Below are 21845 nucleotides of genomic sequence, written 5' to 3'. Positions count from 1 at the left end.
CTTCTGGTAAGCGCGATACGCAACCAAGAGTAATAGACAGATTTCTGGGTTGAATACATAAATTCTACAATGCCGCAGGCGGCCGTCGGCAATTGGTGTCACGGTCCAGCCCGGCCCTCAAGCCTCAGAAGAGGTCCACGGGAGGAAAGCCGATGAGCGAGCCAAAAGCCGCCACCAAACCTCATCTTGAATACGAGAATGTGCTGTCGGGCAGTGCCACTGCGGTCGCGCAGTTCGATACCAACGACAAGACGCCATTGCAAAAGTTTCAGCACTTCCTGCATTCCAGCCCGGCTGCCGTACCGCTGATCGTGCTGATTCTGTCACTGATCGCGTTCGGCGTCATTCTGGGTGGTAAATTCTTTTCACCCTTTGCCCTGACGCTGATTTTGCAGCAGGTTGCCATTACCGGCATCATCGGCGCAGCCCAGACCCTGATTATCCTCACCGCCGGGATTGACCTTTCGGTGGGGGCCATCATGGTCCTGTCTTCTGTCGTCATGGGGCAATTTGCCGTTCACTATGGCGTGCCTGGCCCGCTTGCCGTGCTGTGCGGCTTTGCCGTTGGCGGCATTTGCGGCTTCATCAATGGCGTGCTGGTGGCCCGCGTCAAGCTGCCCCCCTTCATTGTCACACTCGGCATGTGGCAGATCGTGCTGGCAGCCAATTTCCTGTATTCCGGCAACGAGACAATCCGCTCGCAAGACCTGGGCACCAATGCGCCCATCCTGCAATATTTTGGCCAAAGCTTTAAGTTGGGCGGTGCCGTCCTGACCTATGGTGTGATCGCACTCGCCCTTCTGGTTGCGGTCCTCTGGTATGTCTTGAACAACACCGCCTGGGGCCGCCATCTCTACGCTGTCGGCGACGATCCCGATGCAGCGGAATTGTCTGGCGTCAATGTCAAGCGCATGCTGATTTCCGTCTACACCCTTGCCGGCCTGATCTGTGCGCTGGGTGGTTGGGCGATGATTGGCCGTATCGGTTCGGTATCGCCAACGGCTGGGCAGTTTGCCAATATCGAATCCATCACGGCCGTAGTGATTGGCGGCATGTCGCTGTTTGGTGGCCGCGGCTCCATCATGGGCATGCTGTTTGGCGCGTTGATCGTCGGCGTGTTCCAGCTTGGCCTGCGCATGGCCGGCACCGACCCGCAATGGACCTATATGCTGATTGGCGTGCTGATCATTGCCGCCGTTGCAATTGACCAATGGATCAGAAAGGTAGCTGGCTAATGGCACAAGAACCGATTCTCACCGCCCGTGGTCTCGTCAAGCGTTATGGCCGCGTCACTGCCCTCGACAACGCCGATTTTGATCTCTATCCGGGTGAAATCCTTGCGGTCATCGGCGATAACGGCGCTGGTAAATCCTCATTGATCAAGGCTATTTCCGGCGCGGTGACGCCGGATGAAGGCGAGATCAAGCTCGAAGGCAAGACCATCAATTTCCGCTCACCGATTGATGCCCGCAAGGCGGGTATCGAAACGGTGTATCAGAACCTTGCCCTGTCTCCGGCACTCTCCATTGCCGACAATATGTTCCTGGGCCGCGAAATGCGCAAACCCGGCATCATGGGCAGCGTGTTCCGGGCGCTGGACAAGCCTGCCATGGACAAATTTGCCCGTGAAAAGTTGTCCGAGCTTGGTCTGATGACCATCCAGAACATCAATCAAGCGGTGGAAACCCTGTCGGGCGGTCAGCGTCAGGGTGTGGCTGTGGCCCGTGCCGCTGCCTTCGGTTCCAAGGTGGTTATCCTCGACGAACCAACCGCTGCCTTGGGTGTCAAGGAAAGCCGCCGCGTGCTGGAGCTGATCCAGGACGTGCGCTCGCGCGGCATGCCGATCGTGCTAATTTCGCACAATATGCCGCATGTGTTTGAAGTGGCCGACCGCATCCATATCCATCGGCTTGGTAAGCGCCTGTGCGTGATCAATCCGAAGGATTACACCATGTCGGATGCCGTGGCCTTCATGACGGGTGCAAAAGAAGCACCAGCAGAAGCGATTGCAGCATGACAACATCTATTTCCTCCCTTCTTGAGGAAATCACGCGGCTGGCCCAAGGGGCCAGCCGTTTCATGATCGCCATTGCCGGGCCGCCAGGGGCCGGTAAGTCAACCCTGTCGGAAGCCTTGCGCGAGGCGCTGATTGCGCGCGGCGAAACTGCGGAAATCCTGCCGATGGACGGATTTCATATGGACAATGGCATTCTGGAACAACGCGGCCTGCTGAAGCGCAAAGGCGCCCCGGAAACCTTCGACGCGCGCGGCTTTCTCGACATCGTCACGGCGGTGAAGGCTGGCGATGAGGAGGTTCTTGTACCGGTCTTCGACCGCGACCGCGAATTGGCGATTGCCTCGGCCCGGTCGATTTCGCCTGATACCCGCTTCATTCTGGTCGAAGGCAATTACCTGCTTCTGGATCGCGCGCCTTGGACCCGTCTGCAAAGCTGTTTCGACCTGACTGTGTTCGTTGGCCCCCCACTGGAGGTGCTGGAACAGCGCCTGCGGGACCGTTGGGTTCATTACGGACTGGACGAGGCCGCAATCGCCTGGAAATTGAACGGCAACGACTTGCCCAACGGGCGATTGGTGATCGAAGCCTCCCGGCCCGCTGATATCAGCGTCGATATCGTCGCCATCGCGTGAAATAGCAGTTTCCTGGAAAAAGGGGCGGATTCGCCTCGACTCCAGCCAAAGATCTGCTTAGAAAATAAGCACGCTTATTTTCCGCACAATAGCATTGACAGCTGCCCCCTTCCCCGCTCTATTTGTATAGTCAAATAGCCGAGAAACGGCTGAGGGGAATTGCACCGGTACGAGAGATCGGCGGGTTGCGGGCAACTGGAGAAATCGTGATGCAGAAAAGATTGTTGCTGAAGGCGGCGCTTGGGGCTGCCCTGTTGTTTGGCGCGAGCGTGTCGGCCCATGCCGAAGATGCGCTGGCCAAGATCAAAGCCGCTGGCACGTTGAAAGTCGGCACGGAAACCGCCTTTGCGCCGTTCGACTTTATTGATGCTGGCGACCACGTCGGCCTCAACGTTGATCTCTTTGCCGAAATCGGCAAGGAATTGGGCGTGAAGGTTGAGTGGATTGCCCTGCCGTGGGACGGCGTTTTGCCCGGCCTTGAAGCAGGCAAGTTCGATATTGTTGCAGGCCCCGCCACCGTCACCAAAGCGCGCATGGAGCGCTACCGCTTCACCGCGCCCATTGCTGAAGCCACCGTTGCTATCCTGAAAAAGGCTGGCGACAAGACCATCACCAAGCCTGAGGATCTGGCGGGTAAATCTGTTGGTGTTGGCAAGGCCACAGCCCAGCTGGCGCAGTTGCAGGAACTTTCCGCAACCTTGCCGAAGAAAATTGATGTGCGTGAATATGTCTCCTTCAACGACGCCTATGCCGATATGGCCGCTGGCCGCGTGGTGGCCGTTGCCAATTCGCTGCCCAACATTGCTTTTGTGGCCAAGCAGCGCAATGGAGCTTTTGAAGTGGTGGTGCCACCCTTTGGCAAAAAGAGCTATTTCAGCTTTGTTGGCACCAAAGATGCAGACCACGCCAGCCTGATCGATGCTGTCGATGCCGCCATCATCAAGATGAAGGGTGATGGCCGCATGGCGAAATTGCAGGAAAAGTGGTTTGGCACCAAGTTTGATACGCCTGATAGCGTGAAAGACCCGGCGTTTTGAGGTCGGACATCCAGAGGCTCTGCTTCTGGAGCAGCATATGATCTCTTGATATGCCGCCTACCCCCCCCTCTGCCTTGCCAGGCATCTCCCCCTCAAAGGGGGGAGATCGACTCGCCCGAAGCGCCCAGTCAATCAGCCAGAACGGCATTTTGCGGTTGCGTCAGTTTAAGCAAGTCGTGGTGATCTATCTGATCTCCCCCCCCTTGAGGGGGAGATGTCCGGCAGGACAGAGGGGGGTATCCCGCACGCTGTCGTTTATTGTGGTCCGCAACAGCGGAGACTGGGGTGCCATGTCATTCAAACTCTTCTTTTTGCTGGTTAAGGCTGCCGGATGGACGCTGGGCATCAGCGTGATTTCGATTGCCATCGGCTTTTTGATTGCCATTGCCCTGTCTGGCGCCATGCTCTCCGGCAAACGGCTCTACACAATGCCAACCATGCTGTTCATCAGCTTCTTTCGCGGCGTGCCGCTGCTGGTGCAATTGCTGCTGATTTACAATCTTCTGCCCTTCATTGGCATCAATGTGCCAAGTGTGGTGGCCGCCATCATTGGCTTGTCACTTTGCACAGCAGCCTATCAGGCCGAAAACCTGCGTGGGGGCTTTGAAAGTGTCCCCAAAGGCTTGGTGGAAGCTGCCGATATGGCAGGCTTTTCAGGCCGCCAGACGTTTTTACGCATCAAACTGCCCATTGCGTTGCGACTCACCTTTCCGGCTTTGGTCAATGAGGCGATCATGATCCTCAAATCCTCTTCGCTGGTCTCGGTCGTCGGCATTGTCGAGCTGACCCGCATGGCACAGGATCTTGCCGCCTCCACCTATCTGCCCATTGAACTGTTTTCATCGGCAGCGCTGATTTATCTAATCATCTGCTGGAGCGTGGCGATGATCGCCCGCATCACCGAGCGTAGCCTGCCGGGAGCGATCAAATGATCTTTGATCCGAAAGTCATTCTCGATCATCTACCGGAAATTTTCAGCGGTGCCACCACCACCCTGTGGATCTGGGTGGTCGGCATGGTGCTGGGCATTGTCGTTGGCTTTCTCGTCGCGACAGGACGGCGCTACGGCGGCAGGTTTCTGGATATTCCACTGGGATTGGTGGTGGAAGTGTTACGCGGCACGCCGTTTCTGATCCAGATTTTCCTTGTCTATTATGGCGGACCTTATGTTGGCCTGTCGCTCGACCCTATCCCTTGCGGGTTGATTGGTCTCACCGTCTATTCCGCCGCCTATTACTCGGAAATTTTCCGTGCAGGCTATGGCTCCGTTCCCCAAGGCCATGTGGAAGCGGCAGAATGTCTGGGGCTGACCCGGCTTCAAATTATTCGCCGCATTCTCTTGCCCGAAATGGCGCTGATCGTGCTGCCACCTTGCGTCAATCTGGCCATCATTCTTCTGAAAGAATCGGCGGTGTTGTCGATCATCACCGTTCCCGAACTCACCGCCACCGTCAGCGCCATTGGTTCTGCGCAATATGCCTTTCTGGAGGCGATTTTCGTGCTGGCCGTTATTTACTGGGTCATTGTTGAGGCCACCGCTTGGGCGGCTCGCAAGGCTGAATCCCGTTTGAGCAGATTGAGGTTTTCCGCGCCATGACGCTTCCCGCCATTTCCGTTTCCAAACTCGTCAAGCGCTTTGGAACCAACACCGTGTTGAGTGACATTGATCTCGACATCCCCGAGGGCAAGGTCTCCTGCCTGATTGGCCCCTCCGGCTCTGGCAAGAGCACGCTGTTGCGCTGCATGGCCTTTCTGGAAGAGGCGAGCGAGGGCATGATCACCGTAAGCGGCGAAGCGCTTGGCTATTTCGAAAAACCCGATGGTCAACGTGAACGCTTGCCTGCCGCCCAAATCCGCGCCGTGCGCTCCAAAATCGGCATGGTGTTCCAGCAATTCAATCTCTGGCCGCATATGACCGCGCTTGGTAATGTCTCCGAAGCCCTGAAGACCGTGCATAAAGTGCCAAAACGCGAGGCAGAAGACCGCGCCATGGCGCAGCTGAAAAAGGTAGGGCTGGAAAACCGCGCAGGCCACTACCCGTCGCAGCTCTCCGGCGGACAGCAACAGCGCGTGGCCATTGCCCGCGCCCTTGCCTTGCAACCGAAAATCATGCTGTTTGATGAGCCAACCTCGGCGCTCGACCCGGAATTAACCGGCGAAGTGCTCAACGTGATGCGCGATCTGGCAGCCGAGGGCATGACCATGGTGGTCGTGTCCCACGAAATCGGCTTTGCCGCCACGGTTGGCCAGCAGATCAGCTTTCTCGACCAGGGAAAATTGCTGTTTACTGGCGCGCCATCGGATGTTTTTGCCAAGCCGCGCCATCCCCGATTGGAACAATTCCTTGATACCTATCTGGATCGCGGCGCATCGATGCTGGCATGATGACTGAAGAGATAGACACACGCAGCAAATCGCTGCACCAGCGTATTCTGGATGACATTGAGAGCAATATTCTCTCAAGTCGATGGCCGCCGGGCTATAAAATCCCGTCCGAGCAAGTGCTGGCCGAGACATATGCCTGCTCACGCATGACGGTCAACAAGGTGCTGACCCAGCTTGCTCGCGCTGGCCTTGTGCTGCGCAAGCGCAAGACCGGCAGCATCGTCATGCCGCAGAACTCGCAAAGCGCCATTCTGGAAATTTACGACATCCGTGATGAGGTCATCTCGTTAGAGAAGACCTACCATCACCGCATTCTGTCGCGAACCATCCGCCCTCCGACCAAGACAGAGTGTGAAAACCTGTCTCTCGCACCGCGCCGCAAGCTGCTGACCCTCGCCTGTCTGCATTATGCTGATGATAGTCCTTTCTGCCTTGAAGAACGTATCATCAACCTGGGCGTGGTGCCGCAGGCGGCAGAGGCTGATTTTGCCGATCTGGCTCCCGGTCCGTGGCTTTTGACGCACATTCCATGGAATGCCGCCGAACACCGCATTGCCGCCGAAGCTGCCAATGAGGCGGCGGCTAAAACCTTGGATATTGCCGCCAACACCCCGGTTCTGGTGGTGGAGCGCCAAACATGGCGGCTGGATGAAACCGTCACCCAGGTGCGCCTGACCTATCCCGGTGCCAGCCATGCCGTCACGGCCCGCTTTACCCCATCCCAACGTATTATGACTCCAACCTGATCAGAAAAGAAGAGATCCCCATGGCCCGCACCGACACGCTGAAACTCGGAACCTTCGTCTATACTTTCGGTTTCAACCCGGCAGCGTGGCGGCACCCGGATGCCGATGTGCAGGGTGCCAACAAGATTGATCACCTGCTGAACGTGGCAAAAATCTCCGAAGCGGCGAAATTCGACTTCATGTTCCTGGCCGATTCCCCCGCCGCCGCCATTGGCGATGCCGATGCGCTGGCGCGCTCGCCCACCAAGATGAACCGGTTTGAGCCGCTGTCGCTGATTTCGGCGCTGTCCGTGCTCACGGAAAAGCTTGGCTTTGTCGCCACCGCCTCCACCAGCTATTATGAGCCGTTTAACATTGCCCGCATTTTTGCCTCCATCGATCATTTGAGCGGTGGCCGCGCCTGCTGGAATGTCGTGACCTCCGACCATGACGAGACGGGCTATAATTACGGCTTTGAGGGCCTGCCGCCCCATGCGGAACGCTACGAGCGCGGCTCGGAGTTCGTCGATGTCGTCTTTGGACTGTGGGACAGTTTTGAGCAAGATGCGCTGGTGCTGGACAAGGCCAACGGCCTTTACCACGACAAAGAAAAGTTGCACACGCTGAACCACAAGGGCAAGCATTTTCAGGTACGCGGCCCGCTCAACATTGCCGCATCTCCGCAAGGCCGCCCGGTGATTGCGCAAGCCGGTGGCTCGGAAGCGGGCATGGAACTGGCCGCCCGCACCGCCGAAATCGTCTTCAGCCTCGCCTCCAATCTGGAGCGCAACAAGGCTTTTGCCGACAATATCAAAGGCCGCATGGCCAAATATGGCCGATCGACCAATGACCTGAAGCTGATGCCTGGCCTTGTGGTCAATGTCGGTGAAACCAAAGCGGAAGCCCAAGCCAAGGTGGATTTCCTGATCGACAACCTGCACCCAGATGTGGGCCGCTGGATGCTGGGCGAATTTCTGGAAGCCGACCTTTCCGGCGTAGCCCTCGACCAGCCCTTCCCGCTGGAGCGCCTGCCAGCGGAGCCAAAAGGCTCGAAAGCCATGTTTGAATGGTTGCGCGACTTCATCATGGAAGGCCATACCGTTGGCGAGTTGATCCGCTTCTACGCCGAGAAAAGCACCGGCAATGGCATCACCGGCACCCCCACCGAGATCGCCGATTTTATGGAAGAATGGTTCCAGGCCGGGGCCGCCGATGGCTTTATTTTAATGCTGCCAACCCTGCCCGCCAGCTTGAATGATTTCGTAAAGCTGGTGTTGCCAGAATTGCGCAGGCGCGGATTGTTTCGGGAAGAGTATGAGGGCAATACGTTGCGGGAGAATTTGGGGTTGTCGATGCCGGTCAATCGGTATGCAGCGGCGCGGAATGGTGCGGTCGCCAAATAGACCTGAGCAAGCTTACCCCCCTCTGGTCTGCCGACCATCTCCCCCTCAAGGGGGGAGATCGGAAGGACATTAAACACTCGTCCTTACAACAACATCGAGAGTGGCGATAACACATCAAAATAAGAGTTGGATGGCAACAATTCTGCGGATCTCCCCCCTTGAGGGGGAGATGGCTAGCAAGCCAGAGGGGGGTGCCTTGCGCCAACACCAACCACTCCCCTCTCAAAACGCCGCCATCAACTCCCGCATAACCCCCGCAAACCGCGCAGCAATCCGCTCCCGCGCAATATGCCGCCCGGCTTCCACCTGTTTGAAACCACCCACCCATACACAATCAACCGCAGCGCCATTGGCAAAGAGAAAAATGTCCAAAATCTGATCTCCGCTCAAACCGAGATCATGATGAGGCTTGAGGCTGACAACATCGGCAGGCTTGCCCACCGCCAAGCCAGTCTGCGCCATCAACGCCGCAGCCCCACCATTCACAGCGCCATCAAACAAATACCGGCCCGTTGATCCACCGGGCAAAGCCATCACGTTACGGGCGCGATGAGCCAGGCGTTGCGAATATTCCAGCTGGCGCAACTCATCAGCAATGCCAATCAGGATGTTGGAATCAGAGCCGACACCAAAACGCCCGCCCTGCCCCAAGAACACGTCAGCATTGAATGTGCCATCGCCCAGATTCGCCTCGGTGATCGGGCAAAGACCGGCAATGGCACCGCTCTTGGCCATCCGCACTGTTTCATCATCCGTCATATGGGTAGCATGGATCAGGCACCAGCGAGTGGTGAGATCGGCATTATCCAGCAGCCATTGCACCGGACGCTGACCAGACCACGCCACGCAATCCTCCACTTCCTTCACTTGCTCGGCCACATGAATATGGATTGGCCCATCAAAGGAGAGCTGTTGCAGGGCGGATAACTCTTCCGGTGTCACCGCCCGCAGGCTGTGAGGCGCAATGCCTGTGACGCTACCGGGCAGGTTCGAGGCTATCTTTTTCGCCCCCTCCAACAGTTCTGCAAAACCATCGAGATCATTGATAAACCGCCGCTGGCCCTCATTGGGGACAAGCCCACCAAAGCCGGAATGGGCATAAAATACTGGAAGCAACGTGAGGCCAATGCCAGTTTCTTCCGCTGCTACCACAATCCGCTCCGCCATCTCGGCCCGGTTATTGTACGGGCTGCCATCACGGTCATGGTGGAGATAGTGAAACTCGCCCACCCGGCCAAAACCAACCTCCAGCATTTCCACATAAAGCTGGGCTGCAATGGCCTGCATCTGCTCCGGGTTCATGGTCAGGGCAAAGCGATACATCACCGTGCGCCAGCTCCAGAAACTGTCATTGTCTGGCCCGCGCAGCTCCGCCAAACCTGCCATGCCGCGCTGAAAGGCGTGGCTGTGCAGATTGGCCATGGTGGGCAGCACAATCTCGTGCCGCTCATCGCCCGCTTTGGCCTCAACACCCTGCTCAATTGCGGAAATGGAATGGTCTTTCAGCGTTAGCCGCACATCCTTAGCCCAGCCATCCGGCAGTAGCGCCTGTTTTGCGTGGAGTGTCGTCATGGCTTTCCCCTCTCATTTTCTATCTTGCGCCTTTTCCGTCTTGCGCACGCACCCATTAAGTATATACATAATAGGAAAATCGATTGGGCGCAATGCAGCCTGAACGGCAATAACAAGGGATCAGCATGACGTATCGGGATCGCATTTTCACCAATGCGCGGTTGGCAACGCTCAATCCGCATCTCTTAGGCCTCGGCATTATCGAAGATGCCGCGCTGATGGTGCGCGGTGGGCAGATTGTCTACGCAGGGCCTATGGCAGAGCTGCCGATTAGCCTGCTGCATGCTGCCGATGTTACCGATTGTGAGGGCCGCTGGATCACCCCCGGTCTGGTGGATTGCCACACCCATCTGGTGCACGCAGGCAATCGCGCCCATGAATTTGAAATGCGCCTAGCGGGTGCCAGCTACGAAGAAATTGCCCGGGCGGGTGGCGGCATTGTCTCATCCGTATCCAAGGTGCGGGCGGCCAGTGAGGCGGATTTGCTGCGCGAAACGCTGCCACGTCTGGACGCGCTGCTGGCGGAGGGCGTCACCACCATTGAGGTCAAATCCGGCTATGGGCTGACGGTGGAAGATGAGCTGAAAATGCTGCGGGCAGCAAAAAAACTCGGCGATACGCGCCCCGTTTCCATCAGCACCACCTATCTCGGTGCCCATGCCACACCTGCCGAGTATAAGGGCCGCAATGTTGATTTCATCCGCGAGGTGGTGCTTCCCGGTTTGACGGCGGCCCATGCAGAGCAGCTTGTTGATGCCGTGGATGGGTTTTGCGAGGGCATTGCCTTTTCACCCGATGAGATGCGCGTGGTGTTTGATGCGGCACAGGCTCTGGGCCTGCCGGTAAAACTGCATGCGGATCAGCTTTCCAATCTATCCGGTGCAACCCTTGCCGCCGAATACGGCGCGGTCTCAGCCGATCATCTGGAATATACCGATGCGGCAGGCGCAAAAGCCATGGCAGAGGCGGGCACCGTGGCGGTGCTGCTGCCGGGTGCCTTTTACTTTATCCGTGAGACAAAAAAGCCGCCTGTCGATCTCTTCCGCCAGCATGGCACCAAAATGGCACTGGCCACCGACAACAACCCCGGCACATCGCCGCTGACCTCGCTGCTGTTGACCATGAATATGGGTGCCACCCTGTTTGGCATGACGGTGGAGGAATGCATAGCGGGCGTGACCCGTGAGGCCGCCCGCGCACTGGGTCGGCTGGATGAAATCGGCACGCTGGAAGCCGGAAAATCGGCTGATCTGGCCATCTGGAATATTTCTGAACTGTCTGAGCTTGTCTACCGCATGGGCTTTAACCCGCTGCACCAGCGGGTGTGGCGCGGCCAAGACACGTAACATTGACACGTAACAACAAGGGGCCATTATGACCATTACCCTTCACCCCGGCTCTGTGCCGCTGACCGATCTGGCAAAAATCTATTGGCATGGTGAGCCTGCCGTGCTGGATCGCAGCTTTGATGCAGGCATTGAGCGGGCAGCAAGCCGCATTGCAGCCATTGCTGCGGGCAATGAGCCGGTGTACGGCGTCAACACCGGCTTTGGCAAACTGGCTTCCATCAAGATTGATGCAGCCGATACGGCCACGCTTCAGCGCAATCTCATTCTCTCCCATTGCTGCGGCGTCGGCGCGCCGCTGGCAGACAACATCGTTCGGTTGATCTTATCGCTAAAACTGATTTCGCTGGGCCGTGGAGCCTCCGGCGTGCGGCTGGAACTGGTGCGGTTGATTGAAGCCATGCTGGAAAAAGGCGTGATTCCGCTGATCCCGGAAAAAGGCTCTGTCGGTGCCTCCGGCGATCTTGCGCCGCTGGCCCATATGGCGGCGGTGATGATGGGTGAGGCGGAAGCCTTCTATCAGGGCGAAAAATTGCCGGGCAAGCTTGCGCTGGAACGCGCTGGCCTCACCCCGGTTATTTTGGCCGCCAAAGAAGGGCTGGCGCTGATCAATGGCACGCAGGCCTCGACCGCTTTGGCCTTGGCAGGGCTTTTCCGCGCCCATCGCGCCGCCCAAGCCGCATTGATAACCGGGGCGATGTCTACCGATGCGGCAATGGGTTCCTCGGCTCCGTTTACGGCCGATATTCACACCCTTCGCGGCCACAAGGGCCAGATTGATACGGCTGCCAGCTTGCGGGCTTTGCTGGAAGGCTCGGTGATCCGCCAAAGCCATCTGGATGGTGACGAGCGCGTGCAGGACCCCTATTGCATCCGCTGCCAGCCGCAGGTGGATGGAGCCTGCCTCGATCTGCTGCGCATGACCGCCCGCACGCTGGAAATCGAAGCCAATGCGGTGACGGATAATCCGTTGGTGCTGTCCGATGACAGCGTCGTGTCTGGCGGTAATTTCCATGCTGAGCCAGTCGCCTTTGCGGCCGATCAGATTGCCATCGCCGTGTGTGAAATCGGTGCCATTGCCCAGCGGCGTATTGCGCTGTTGGTAGACCCCGCTTTGTCTTATGGCTTGCCTGCGTTTTTGGCAAAAAAGCCGGGCCTCAATTCCGGTCTTATGATTGCCGAAGTCACCTCTGCTGCCTTGATGAGTGAAAACAAGCAAATGGCCCATCCGGCCTCCGTCGATTCAACGCCAACGTCTGCCAATCAGGAAGACCATGTGTCCATGGCCTGCCACGGTGCGCGGCGGCTGTTGCAAATGACCGAAAACCTGTTTGCCATCATTGGCATTGAGGCTCTCACCGCAGCTCAAGGCGTGGAGTTTCGCGCACCCCTGACCACCAGCCCCGAGCTACAAAAGGCCATGGAGACCCTGCGCGCCGTTGTGCCGACGCTGGAAGAAGATCGGTTTATGGCACCGGACTTGGCGGCAGCCAGCGCTCTGGTGGCCGATGGGTCTTTGGTGGGCAGTGTATCGGCTGGGATTTTGCCGGGGTTGGAGGGGTTTTAAATGTCCAACATTTTTGAGATCACCCAAGGCACCTCACCCGTCATCCTCGCCTTCCCGCACACGGGAACGGATGTGCCGCCCGCAATCTGGGACCGCCTCAACGACAACGGCAAACTGCTGGCCGATACCGATTGGCATATCCACAATCTGTACAAAGACCTGTTGCCAAACATCACCACGGTGCGCGCCACATTCCATCGCTATGTGATTGATGCCAATCGTGATCCGGCGGGGGTGAGCCTCTATCCGGGGCAGAATACCACGGGGCTTATTCCAGAGACGGATTTCGATGGACAATCGATTTGGATTGATGGACAGGAACCAACGGAGGCGGATATTGCCGAGCGTCTGGCAGCCTTTCACGCGCCCTATCACGCAGCGCTTTTGGCCGAGATCGAGCGCGTCAAAGCCATCCATGGCGTGGCCGTGCTCTATGATTGCCACTCCATCCGCGCCAACATCCCCTTTCTGTTTGAAGGCAGATTGCCGGATTTCAACATCGGCACCGATATGGGCCGCACCTGCGATGCCGCAATTGAAGCGGCAACTGTGGAGATTGCCGCAACGGCTGAAGGTTACACCTCCATCCTCAACGGCCGCTTCAAAGGCGGCTGGACCACGCGCCATTATGGCAAGCCCGACACGGGCATTCACGCCATTCAGATGGAGCTGGCGCAAGCCTCGCACCTTGCCACCGAAGAACCGCCCTTTGCCTATGATGAACACAAGGCAGGTCGTTTACGCGTGCATCTCAAAGCCATTCTGGAGCGGATCGAACAGATTGCGTTTCAACTGAAACAAAAGGGGGAATGATCATGACCAACCCACGCCACAATATCCGCGATGTGCGGGCCGCAACCGGAACCGAGTTGACTGCCAAGAGCTGGATGACAGAAGCTCCCTTGCGCATGTTGATGAACAATCTCGACCCCGACGTGGCCGAGCGGCCGCATGAGTTGGTGGTTTATGGCGGCATTGGCCGCGCCGCCCGCACTTGGGAGGATTTTGACCGCATTGTTGCTACGCTGAAAACCCTCACCGAAGAAGAGACCCTGATTGTACAATCGGGCAAGCCAGTCGGTGTGTTCAAAACCCATAAAGATGCGCCACGGGTGCTGATTGCCAATTCCAACCTCGTGCCCCATTGGGCCACATGGGACCATTTCAACGAGCTGGATAAGAAGGGGCTGGCCATGTATGGCCAGATGACCGCAGGCTCGTGGATCTACATTGGCACCCAAGGCATTGTGCAGGGCACCTATGAAACCTTCGTGGAAGCGGGTCGCCAGCACTATAACGGCAACCTCAAAGGTAAGTGGATATTAACCGGCGGTCTCGGCGGAATGGGTGGCGCCCAGCCGCTGGCAGCCGTTATGGCCGGCGCATGCTGCCTTGCGGTGGAATGTGATGAAACCCGTGTCGATTTTCGTCTTCGCACCCGCTATGTCGATGCCAAGGCCCACACGCTGGATGAAGCGCTGGCCTTGATTGACCAATGGACCAAGGCTGGCGAAGCCAAATCCGTGGGCCTGATCGGCAATGCCGCCGACATCTTCCCGGAACTAGTCAAGCGCGGCGTGCGTCCCGATATTGTCACCGACCAGACCTCGGCCCATGACCCCATCAATGGTTATCTGCCGTCTGGCTGGACCGTTGCCGAGTGGCGCGCCAAGCAGGAGAGCGATCCGAAAGCGGTGGAGCGTGCCGCTCGTGCCTCGATGAAAGTGCATGTGGCCGCCATGGTGGATTTCTGGAACATGGGCGTGCCGACGCTGGATTATGGCAACAATATCCGCCAAGTCGCCAAGGAAGAAGGGCTGGAAAATGCCTTTGCCTTCCCCGGCTTTGTGCCTGCCTATATCCGCCCGCTGTTTTGCCGGGGCATTGGTCCCTTCCGCTGGGCAGCCCTGTCAGGTGATCCAGAGGATATTTACAAGACCGATGCCAAAGTGAAGGAATTGTTGCCCGACAACAAGCACCTGCACAATTGGCTGGATATGGCCCGCGAGCGCATTGCCTTTCAGGGCCTGCCCGCCCGCATCTGCTGGGTGGGTCTGGGCGATCGCCATAAACTGGGTCTGGCTTTCAACGAAATGGTTCGCAGTGGCGAGCTGAAAGCCCCCGTTGTCATTGGCCGTGACCATCTTGACAGCGGCTCCGTTGCCTCGCCCAACCGCGAAACCGAAGCGATGAAAGACGGCTCGGATGCGGTCTCCGACTGGCCGCTCCTGAACGCGCTGCTCAACTGCGCCTCAGGTGCCACATGGGTATCGCTGCACCATGGTGGCGGGGTTGGTATGGGCTTTAGCCAGCATTCGGGCATGGTGATCTGCGCCGATGGCACCGATGATGCAGCACGGCGCTTGGAGCGGGTGTTGTGGAACGACCCGGCCACCGGCGTCATGCGCCATGCCGATGCGGGCTATGACATAGCACTCGATTGCGCCAAGGAAAAAGGCCTGCGCCTGCCTGGCATTCTGGGCAATTGATATGCAGATCCTGCGCCGGGAAGAGTATCGCCGCATGCCTTGGAAGAACGGCCAGGGCATGACAGAGGAAATCCTGATTTTTCCGCCCGACAGTGGCCTTGGGGATTTCGATTACCGGCTGTCCATTGCCCATGTCGGCGCGGACGGCCCTTTTTCGACCTTTCCCGGCGTGGACCGCAGTATTGGATTGTTGGAAGGTGACGGCATGGTTCTGTCCCTACCAGACGGCCAAGATGTGGCACTCAAACAAGGCAGTGAACCCCTCGCCTTTTCCGGCGATTGGGCCGTTTCCAGTCGCAATCTTGGCAGCAAAACGGTGGATCTCAATATCATGACCCGGCGCAGCCGCTTTCGCCACACCATGAAAAGGGGCAATCTGGAAGTGCTGCACGGCCAGGCGACCAGGACCACGACCACGACATTGGCCATTTTCAACGGTGATGCCACCATCATCGCCAATGGACAAACCATTTCCCTGCACCGCTTCGATACGCTGGTCTTTTCGCCAGGAGATTCACTGGACCTGACAATCACGGCGCAGTGCGATGTCTTCACCGTGACGCTGGATGCAGAACATCAAAGCTGAAGAAGATTGTTCCTTCTGCGACATAGAACCTTAACCTGGCAAGAATTTTAGGATAATTCTCGTGGAGAATGAACACTTGAAGCCATGAGGCATCAGGGATAGCGATGATCCTCAATGTGTGGATACATCAGCATCTTCGATGTATTCCGACCAGAGAACCAATGCGGACAAAAAGCGAGACGAAACGACGCCAGATCCTGACGATTGCCGGGGATCTGTTCCGGGAGCATGGATTTGGGGCCGTCAATATGGCGCAGATCGCGGCCTCGGTCGGCGGATCGAAATCGACCCTTTACAATCATTTCCCCTCCAAGGAAGCCTTGTTCGAAGCCTATGTGATTGAAGCGGGGCGCGAACCCTTTGCAGCTTTGGCCGATAGCAATCAGGCTGGCGACACCGTGGAAAAATCGCTGACGGCCTATGCGCGCGCCTACCTGCGGCTGCTGCTTTCGCCGGAGGTTCTCGCCATCAACCGGCTGGTGATTGCCGAGGCGCCACGTTTTCAAGAGCTTGGCAGGATCTTCTATCAGAATGGACCCCGGGCCACGCTGGACCAGATCGAAAAAAAGCTGGAGCATCTGGTCGAACGCCAGGCGCTTGCCATCCCAGATATCGCAATGGCGGCCTTACAGTTCAAGGCAGTGGCCGAAGCGGGTCTTTATGAACACTGCCTCTGGGGCCTGATTGATCGTCCGAATGACGCGCAAATCGAGACCGCAGCGAAAAATGCATCCACCACCATCCTGACGCTTTATGGCCGCTGAAATGCTGGCCTACGGCTATTAACGACAGCATCATGCGTTTTATGAAACGTCTGATGCTGTCGTGTCCGTGCGATAAACGAAGCGCCTTCGGTCAGAAGGGATATTGCAGGGGAATGCTTTGGGTGGTGATCAGGTGATCGCAGGTGAATTCCGCGATGACCCAATCGCTGTTGAACCGCCCGATACCGCTATTTTTTTCACCCCCGAACATAGCATTGGGGCTATCGGCAACGGATATATCATTGATATGGGTCATGCCGGCATGGATGCGCTTGGCAAACCGCAGGCCACGCCCTTCATCGCGTGTGAAAACCGCACTGGAGAGGCCGAATTCGGTCTGGTTGGCGAGTTTCAGCGCGTCCTCCTCACCATGAGCCTTGATGATCGGAACAACGGGGCCAAACAGTTCACTTTGGGCCAGCGTCGAATTGTTATCGACATCAATAAACACATGCGGCGGCAGGACCAGGCCTTGCGGTTCACCACCCAACGCCAGATGAAGGCCAGAGGCCTTGGCTTCATTAATTTTTGCCAGGATACCGTCAAGCTGGCGCTTGCTGATGATCGGACCGATATTGGTGCCGATCAGACTGGGATCGCCATAGGTAAGCTTGGAGGCACGCTCAATGAAGCGAGTGACAAACTCGTCATAGATCGAGGCATCAACGATGATCCGGTTGGTGCTCATACAGATCTGGCCCTGGTGCAGGAAACGGCCAAAGAGCGCGCCCCGGACGGCCAGATCGAGATCCGCATCATCAAGCACAACGCAAGGCGCATTACCGCCAAGTTCAAGCCCCACCCGTTTCAAGGTTGAGCCCTGCATGGCAAGCTGCCCGATATGACGACCGACGCGTGCCGATCCGGTAAAGGAAATGAACTTCGGCACGGGATGCAGCGTGAACATGTCGCCGATCACCCCGGCAAGGCCGACGACCACATTCAGAAGGCCGCCCGGCAGGCCAGCCTCTTCATAAATCTTGGCAATCATCAACCCGCCGCTGATCGGGGTCTCTTCCGCCGGCTTGACAACCACCGCATTGCCAAGCGCCAGCGCCGGCGCGATCGAACGATGCGACAGATGCATTGGCATGTTCCAGGGGCTGATAACCCCGATGACCCCGAGAGGAGCGCGATGCACCCGCACGTCCTTGCCAGGCACTTCGCTGGGAATAATCCGGCCCTGGACGCGCGACGGCATGCCGGACACCTCCAGCATCATATCGCGCACCGAAGCCCATTCAATCTCGGCCTTGATGCGCGTGCTGCCGGATTCGGCGATGATCATATCGACGATTTCAGCATGCCGTTGATCGACGATTTGCGCGGCGCGCAGAAAGACATCGCGCTTTACGCTGGCGGGCCTCTCCGCCCAATCGCGCTGCGCCGCTTCGGCGGCCAGATAGGCCGCATCGAGATCCTCCACCGAGGCCAGCGCGATTTCGGCAATTTTTTCCCCGGAATAGGGATTGTTGACATTAAGGACATCCCCTGTGGTGCCAGGACGCCAGGTGCCGCCAATATACTGGCCGCTGTAAGCGCCATAGGGTCCCGACCGGTTGATCGCGTTCATTGATTTTCTCCACAATTGAAATTCAGAGAGATGTATGGGGAACCAGGACCGGATCCCGTTTCAGCAGGGTCAAGAAGACCGAATGATGGTGCTCCCAGTTTTCAGGAGCGGCTTTCAGTGCTTCGAGTGCAAAATCGACATAGCGCCTGTCGAGCGAGGCGATGTCATCACGCCCACGCCGGTCCAGAAGACGGCCCAGCATGGTCACAAGGCAGAGAAGCAGAAACACGTCCCGGCTGGTTTCTGAAGGCGCAACGAGCCGCAGACTTCCCATACGCAGGATGCGCTGGATCATTCTGAAGCGGCGTTGCAGCACCTGTTCATGGCTTGCAAGCCGGGCCGTGACCTCAAGATCCTCCGTCAAACGGTTGCGCAGCACTGTCAGCACCAGCCGATGATTGACCGGAAAAACAAACCGGAAGGCGAGTGCCGCCGCCGCCACGCCCGCCACCATCGCCAAGGTCTGCTCCACCGAAAGCCAAGGCGATACCGCCACCGGAAAAACCGGCTGGGCGGCGAGCAGAAAGGACATGTTGCCATCGATGGCCGCTTTGGCGGTTTTCGGACGCGACATGGCATAGGCGCCCACTGCCAGGAAGGGCGCCACCATCAACAGCATGTCCAGCGAATTTTCCGCATGCGGCAGCAGAAAGATCCGCGAGAACATGCCAAGCGTTGCGCCGCACAGCGTCCCCTTCAATGCCTCACCAACCGCGAGCTGAGGGGCTTCATGGCTTGAAAACAGCGTCACGAATACGGCAGCCGTCATGAGCATGACCGGACCCAGTGACCAGCCGGTAAGCTTCCAGACCAGGGCCACGGCGCTGAGCGCAAGAAAAGTCCGGCAAAAGGCAATTGCTGCCGCCCTTTTGTCCGAGATACGCAAGGCATTGAGGTCCAGCAGGCGATTGACCGGCTGGACAGCGGAAAGCTCACCCAAATAATTGATCGCAGCGGTCACGGCTGCGGACAATTGCGGGGCATGGTCGCCAATTGCCGTGACGGCAGCGTGGGCAGCCTCGATATCACCACGCCCAAGCGCCTGATCGACGACGGCCAATGTGTCGGCGGTCTTTTCCGCCCTCACCTGCGGTTCCTCGAGTTGGCGGGCAGTCATCGCTTCAGTGACAAGAATGGTCGAGGCGGCGGCAATGTGACGGGCGAACCGGGCGCGCTGGTGCCCTGTGAGCGAGCCCGCGGCCAATGTATCGAGATCGGCGTCCATTTGGACCACCGCAGAGAAGAACTGTTGCACGGGTTCACCCACAGTCTCCTCACGGGTTTTCAGCAAGGTCGCCGAAAGCGACAGAGCCTGACGCAGAAGTGCCAGCGAGCGGGTATGAACCATGTCCTTGGTCGCCCCCGGCGCGAAAAGCACCGTGGCGACAAGCGAAGCCACCACGCCGATCAGGGTACAGGCGATCCGTGACCAGGCAAGTTCATGGCCAAGCTGGGGCTCGATCAGACCCGACATAGTAACGACGGCAGCGGTATAGCCGGCCAATAAAAGCCCATAGGAGCGGAAGTGGCGAAAGAACGACCCAGCCGCGGCACACAGCGCAACCCAGCAAATCAGCACCGACAGCTGCAGCCCGGGCGCAGCGCTCAATTGCCAAAGCATTAGAAAACCGACAAGTGCCCCGATGATAGTGCCAACCAGACGCGCCAGCCCCCGCTCGACCACCAGGCCACGGGTGGGCTGAGCGACCAGCCACACAGTCATTGCCGCCCAGTAGGGATGATGAATTTGCAGCAATGTGGCCAATGCCATGGCAAGAATAGCGGCAATGGTGGTGCGCAAGGCAAAGCTGACGCTGGGGCCTTTTAAGAAAACAAATCGACGCCGCCACCGGTTCACATCGCCACGTGTGGTGTTTTTTGTTGCTGGAGACATGCGGTCGGTTCTCTTCAAGGGCGGCAACGGGGTCCGGTATCGGATTGATGTCTAGTCGGAAAGTCATGAAATATGACAATTCGTATACTCTTTCGAATATCCCATATCCTTACCGCATAATTCCTTAGATTGAACTCGATCCAATGCGAAATTATGTCGAAAATTTGAACTATTACAGTAACTTACATGCACTTGACGAAATGCATGCCACTGTAGAAAACGGTGCAGAAAATCGGGATCGGCCCGATGCTCTAAGTCTTGGTTTTATCGCATTGGGCTGAAAATCGTTCCCGGCTTCCAGCCCAATGCCGTCCTTCAGGCTATGTCAACCCGCCTTCAGCTGATCGCCCGGCACCCAATTGCCGTGCAGCGACATGCGTAGACGCATCGGCAGCTTGATGGTCGCAATCGGACCGTCGGACAGATGTTGCGCATCCAGCACGAGGAGATCCGTGGCGCGCTCCGCCAATCGATTGACCAGACCGATCACATAGCCATCGCCTTCCGGCGCATCCGGCCGGCGTGGCACGAAGATCGGCTCCTGGAAACAGGACTGGTCATCGGCAAACCAGAGCTGGGTTTTACCGGTTGCAATATCCAGATGCGCCAGCTGGTTGAAGAACTGAAACGGACGCGGGCCGATCCGGGCTTCGTCAAACGGCTTGGTTGGATCCATGGCGATCACAAAGCCATGGCGATATTGCCGGCCGCAATAGCGGTCGTCGCTGCGGGGAAACTCACAAGCGAAACTGGTGAGCGGCTTCACTTCGATATTGTTGCCGTTCGACCGCATGTCGAAAGTCCAGCGCATCATCTGTGACGACAGGGTTTCCGGCGGCGGCACTGTGCCATCCGATTGCGGGAAGAAATAGAAGATATTGCCTGATGTCACGGGCATATCGACAAAGATCCTGCCGCCGTCATCGAAGGCGTTCAGCGTGTGGCCCTGGAAACCGTTAGGCGCCTTGAACCAACGAACATCACGTCCGTCGCCATCCCGGCGCAGAATGCCGAACAGCTGATCCAGACCCGGCTGCCACTGGAAGTGCTTGCCGCCCTGCTTCATCCGCTCCAGATCCGCCGTCAACGGCATCAGCGGGAAAATCACGAAATGCTCCGTGACCGCGAAATCATGGATCATTGCGGCATAAGGTGCCGTGATCCACACTTCACGCTTCATCCGGCCATGCTTGTCGATCTCGTAATAGACGATGTCGGGGGTCGCCTCGCCTTTAGCCTCGTAGCCGAAACACAGCAGATCGCCGGTTTCAGGGTCGAATTTCGGATGGGCCGTGAAGGTCGCGCTGGTCAACTGACCATCGAAATCATAAAGACCGATGGTTTCAAGCGTGATCGGGTCGAGGGCATAAGGTGGGCTATCCTCCTTCAGCGCCAGCAGCTTGCCATTGTGAACAACGACATTGGTATTGGCGGTGGAGTTGGAAATATCCTTGACGCTCGGATCATTGGTAAAGGGATTGCGATAGATCCCATGCAGGGAGGCGCGGGCGTCGCGCTGAGCCTTCAATCGCTCGGTCATCACGTAACGACGCTGAAAATCCACATGGCCGTTCTTGAACCGGAAGGCGCTGACAGCGCCATCGCCATTGAAGAAAATGTCCTCTCCAAGCATTGGGGGATATTGCGGGTCGGGAGCAACCTGAAAGAACGTGCCGTCGATCTCCTCGGGCACCTTGCCCTCCACTTCGAGATCATAAACCTGGCCTTCAAAACGGGCCGGCTTATAGAGCGATCCAGTAAATTCAGGCTTATTTGGAAATGGGACTGTCATCGGATTGACCTTTCATAACCGTACGATATTGTACATATACAGCCATGTGACAGACGTCAAGTT

Annotated in this window: 19 protein-coding genes; 15 read left to right on the top strand and 4 right to left on the bottom strand. The window is 57.6% G+C overall.

What is annotated here, in order from left to right; translation table 11 throughout:
- Positions 1–152 precede the first annotated feature (152 nt).
- The 9 genes from IEI95_RS28580 (at position 153) to IEI95_RS28540 (ending at position 8199) form a co-directional block, all read left to right on the top strand.
- Complete coding sequence (locus IEI95_RS28580; protein WP_070149098.1) at positions 153–1235, top strand: ABC transporter permease; 1083 nt, start codon at positions 153–155, stop codon at positions 1233–1235.
- Positions 1235–2017: an ATP-binding cassette domain-containing protein gene (locus tag IEI95_RS28575; RefSeq protein ID WP_071584724.1), complete on the top strand. Its 783-nt coding sequence runs from the start codon at positions 1235–1237 to the stop codon at positions 2015–2017. The genes IEI95_RS28580 and IEI95_RS28575 overlap by 1 nt, the downstream gene beginning before the upstream one ends.
- The gene (locus tag IEI95_RS28570) at positions 2014–2649 is read left to right on the top strand and encodes a nucleoside triphosphate hydrolase (protein ID WP_156535730.1); all 636 of its coding nucleotides are present in this window, start codon (positions 2014–2016) and stop codon (positions 2647–2649) included. The genes IEI95_RS28575 and IEI95_RS28570 overlap by 4 nt, the downstream gene beginning before the upstream one ends.
- 209 nt (positions 2650–2858) lie before the next feature.
- Entirely contained in the window at positions 2859–3686 is an 828-nt protein-coding gene (locus tag IEI95_RS28565; RefSeq protein ID WP_156538588.1) for a transporter substrate-binding domain-containing protein, read from the top strand.
- Between the two features lie 290 nt (positions 3687–3976).
- Positions 3977–4618: an amino acid ABC transporter permease gene (locus tag IEI95_RS28560; protein WP_156538589.1), complete on the top strand. Its 642-nt coding sequence runs from the start codon at positions 3977–3979 to the stop codon at positions 4616–4618.
- Positions 4615–5283, top strand: a complete 669-nt coding sequence (locus IEI95_RS28555; protein ID WP_156538590.1) for an amino acid ABC transporter permease — start codon at positions 4615–4617, stop codon at positions 5281–5283. The genes IEI95_RS28560 and IEI95_RS28555 overlap by 4 nt, the downstream gene beginning before the upstream one ends.
- Positions 5280–6071, top strand: a complete 792-nt coding sequence (locus IEI95_RS28550) for an amino acid ABC transporter ATP-binding protein (RefSeq protein WP_156538591.1) — start codon at positions 5280–5282, stop codon at positions 6069–6071. Before IEI95_RS28555 ends, IEI95_RS28550 begins: the two co-directional genes overlap by 4 nt.
- Positions 6068–6817: a histidine utilization transcriptional repressor HutC gene (hutC, locus tag IEI95_RS28545; RefSeq protein WP_156538592.1), complete on the top strand. Its 750-nt coding sequence runs from the start codon at positions 6068–6070 to the stop codon at positions 6815–6817. The genes IEI95_RS28550 and hutC overlap by 4 nt, the downstream gene beginning before the upstream one ends.
- A 20-nt stretch (positions 6818–6837) precedes the next feature.
- Positions 6838–8199: an LLM class flavin-dependent oxidoreductase gene (locus tag IEI95_RS28540; protein WP_156538593.1), complete on the top strand. Its 1362-nt coding sequence runs from the start codon at positions 6838–6840 to the stop codon at positions 8197–8199.
- Between the two features lie 222 nt (positions 8200–8421).
- On the opposite strand, the gene IEI95_RS28535 is transcribed toward IEI95_RS28540, so the two are convergent.
- On the bottom strand, positions 8422–9771 hold the full coding sequence (locus tag IEI95_RS28535) for a formimidoylglutamate deiminase (protein WP_156535726.1): 1350 nt from the start codon (positions 9769–9771) through the stop codon (positions 8422–8424).
- 125 nt (positions 9772–9896) lie between these two features.
- Here IEI95_RS28535 and hutI point away from each other — a divergent pair, with 125 nt between their 5' ends.
- The 6 genes from hutI (at position 9897) to IEI95_RS28505 (ending at position 16523) form a co-directional block, all read left to right on the top strand.
- Entirely contained in the window at positions 9897–11117 is a 1221-nt protein-coding gene (gene hutI / locus IEI95_RS28530) for an imidazolonepropionase (RefSeq protein ID WP_156535725.1), read from the top strand.
- Between the two features lie 28 nt (positions 11118–11145).
- Positions 11146–12684 carry a histidine ammonia-lyase gene (gene hutH, locus IEI95_RS28525; RefSeq protein ID WP_156535724.1) on the top strand — a complete coding sequence of 513 codons (1539 nt, stop codon included), beginning with the start codon at positions 11146–11148 and terminating at the stop codon, positions 12682–12684.
- The gene (gene hutG / locus IEI95_RS28520) at positions 12685–13497 is read left to right on the top strand and encodes an N-formylglutamate deformylase (RefSeq protein ID WP_156535723.1); all 813 of its coding nucleotides are present in this window, start codon (positions 12685–12687) and stop codon (positions 13495–13497) included.
- Positions 13498–13499: 2 nt separating this feature from the next.
- Positions 13500–15173: a urocanate hydratase gene (gene hutU, locus IEI95_RS28515; RefSeq protein ID WP_156535722.1), complete on the top strand. Its 1674-nt coding sequence runs from the start codon at positions 13500–13502 to the stop codon at positions 15171–15173.
- Between the two features lies 1 nt (position 15174).
- Positions 15175–15759: a HutD family protein gene (locus IEI95_RS28510; RefSeq protein WP_194417264.1), complete on the top strand. Its 585-nt coding sequence runs from the start codon at positions 15175–15177 to the stop codon at positions 15757–15759.
- A gap of 161 nt (positions 15760–15920) precedes the next feature.
- A complete protein-coding gene (locus tag IEI95_RS28505) occupies positions 15921–16523 on the top strand; it encodes a TetR/AcrR family transcriptional regulator (protein WP_194417263.1) in 603 nt (200 codons plus the stop codon).
- A 91-nt stretch (positions 16524–16614) separates the two neighbouring features.
- Here the strand turns inward: IEI95_RS28505 and IEI95_RS28500 are convergent, their stop codons facing one another.
- The 3 genes from IEI95_RS28500 to IEI95_RS28490 all read right to left on the bottom strand — a co-directional run bounded on the left by IEI95_RS28500 (position 16615) and on the right by IEI95_RS28490 (position 21782).
- Positions 16615–18096 carry an aldehyde dehydrogenase family protein gene (locus IEI95_RS28500; protein WP_156538594.1) on the bottom strand — a complete coding sequence of 494 codons (1482 nt, stop codon included), beginning with the start codon at positions 18094–18096 and terminating at the stop codon, positions 16615–16617.
- A 22-nt stretch (positions 18097–18118) separates the two neighbouring features.
- Positions 18119–19990 (bottom strand): FUSC family protein, encoded by a 1872-nt coding sequence (locus IEI95_RS28495; RefSeq protein ID WP_156535718.1) that lies wholly within the window; start codon positions 19988–19990, stop codon positions 18119–18121.
- Positions 19991–20315: 325 nt separating this feature from the next.
- A complete protein-coding gene (locus IEI95_RS28490; RefSeq protein WP_156535717.1) occupies positions 20316–21782 on the bottom strand; it encodes a carotenoid oxygenase family protein in 1467 nt (488 codons plus the stop codon).
- Positions 21783–21845: the final 63 nt, after the last annotated feature.

Source organism: Agrobacterium vitis (assembly GCF_014926405.1).
GTDB classification, from domain to species: domain Bacteria; phylum Pseudomonadota; class Alphaproteobacteria; order Rhizobiales; family Rhizobiaceae; genus Allorhizobium; species Allorhizobium vitis_H.
The sequence above is the reverse complement of the archived record's forward strand: the minus strand, read 5'-3'. Positions and strand labels throughout refer to the sequence as shown.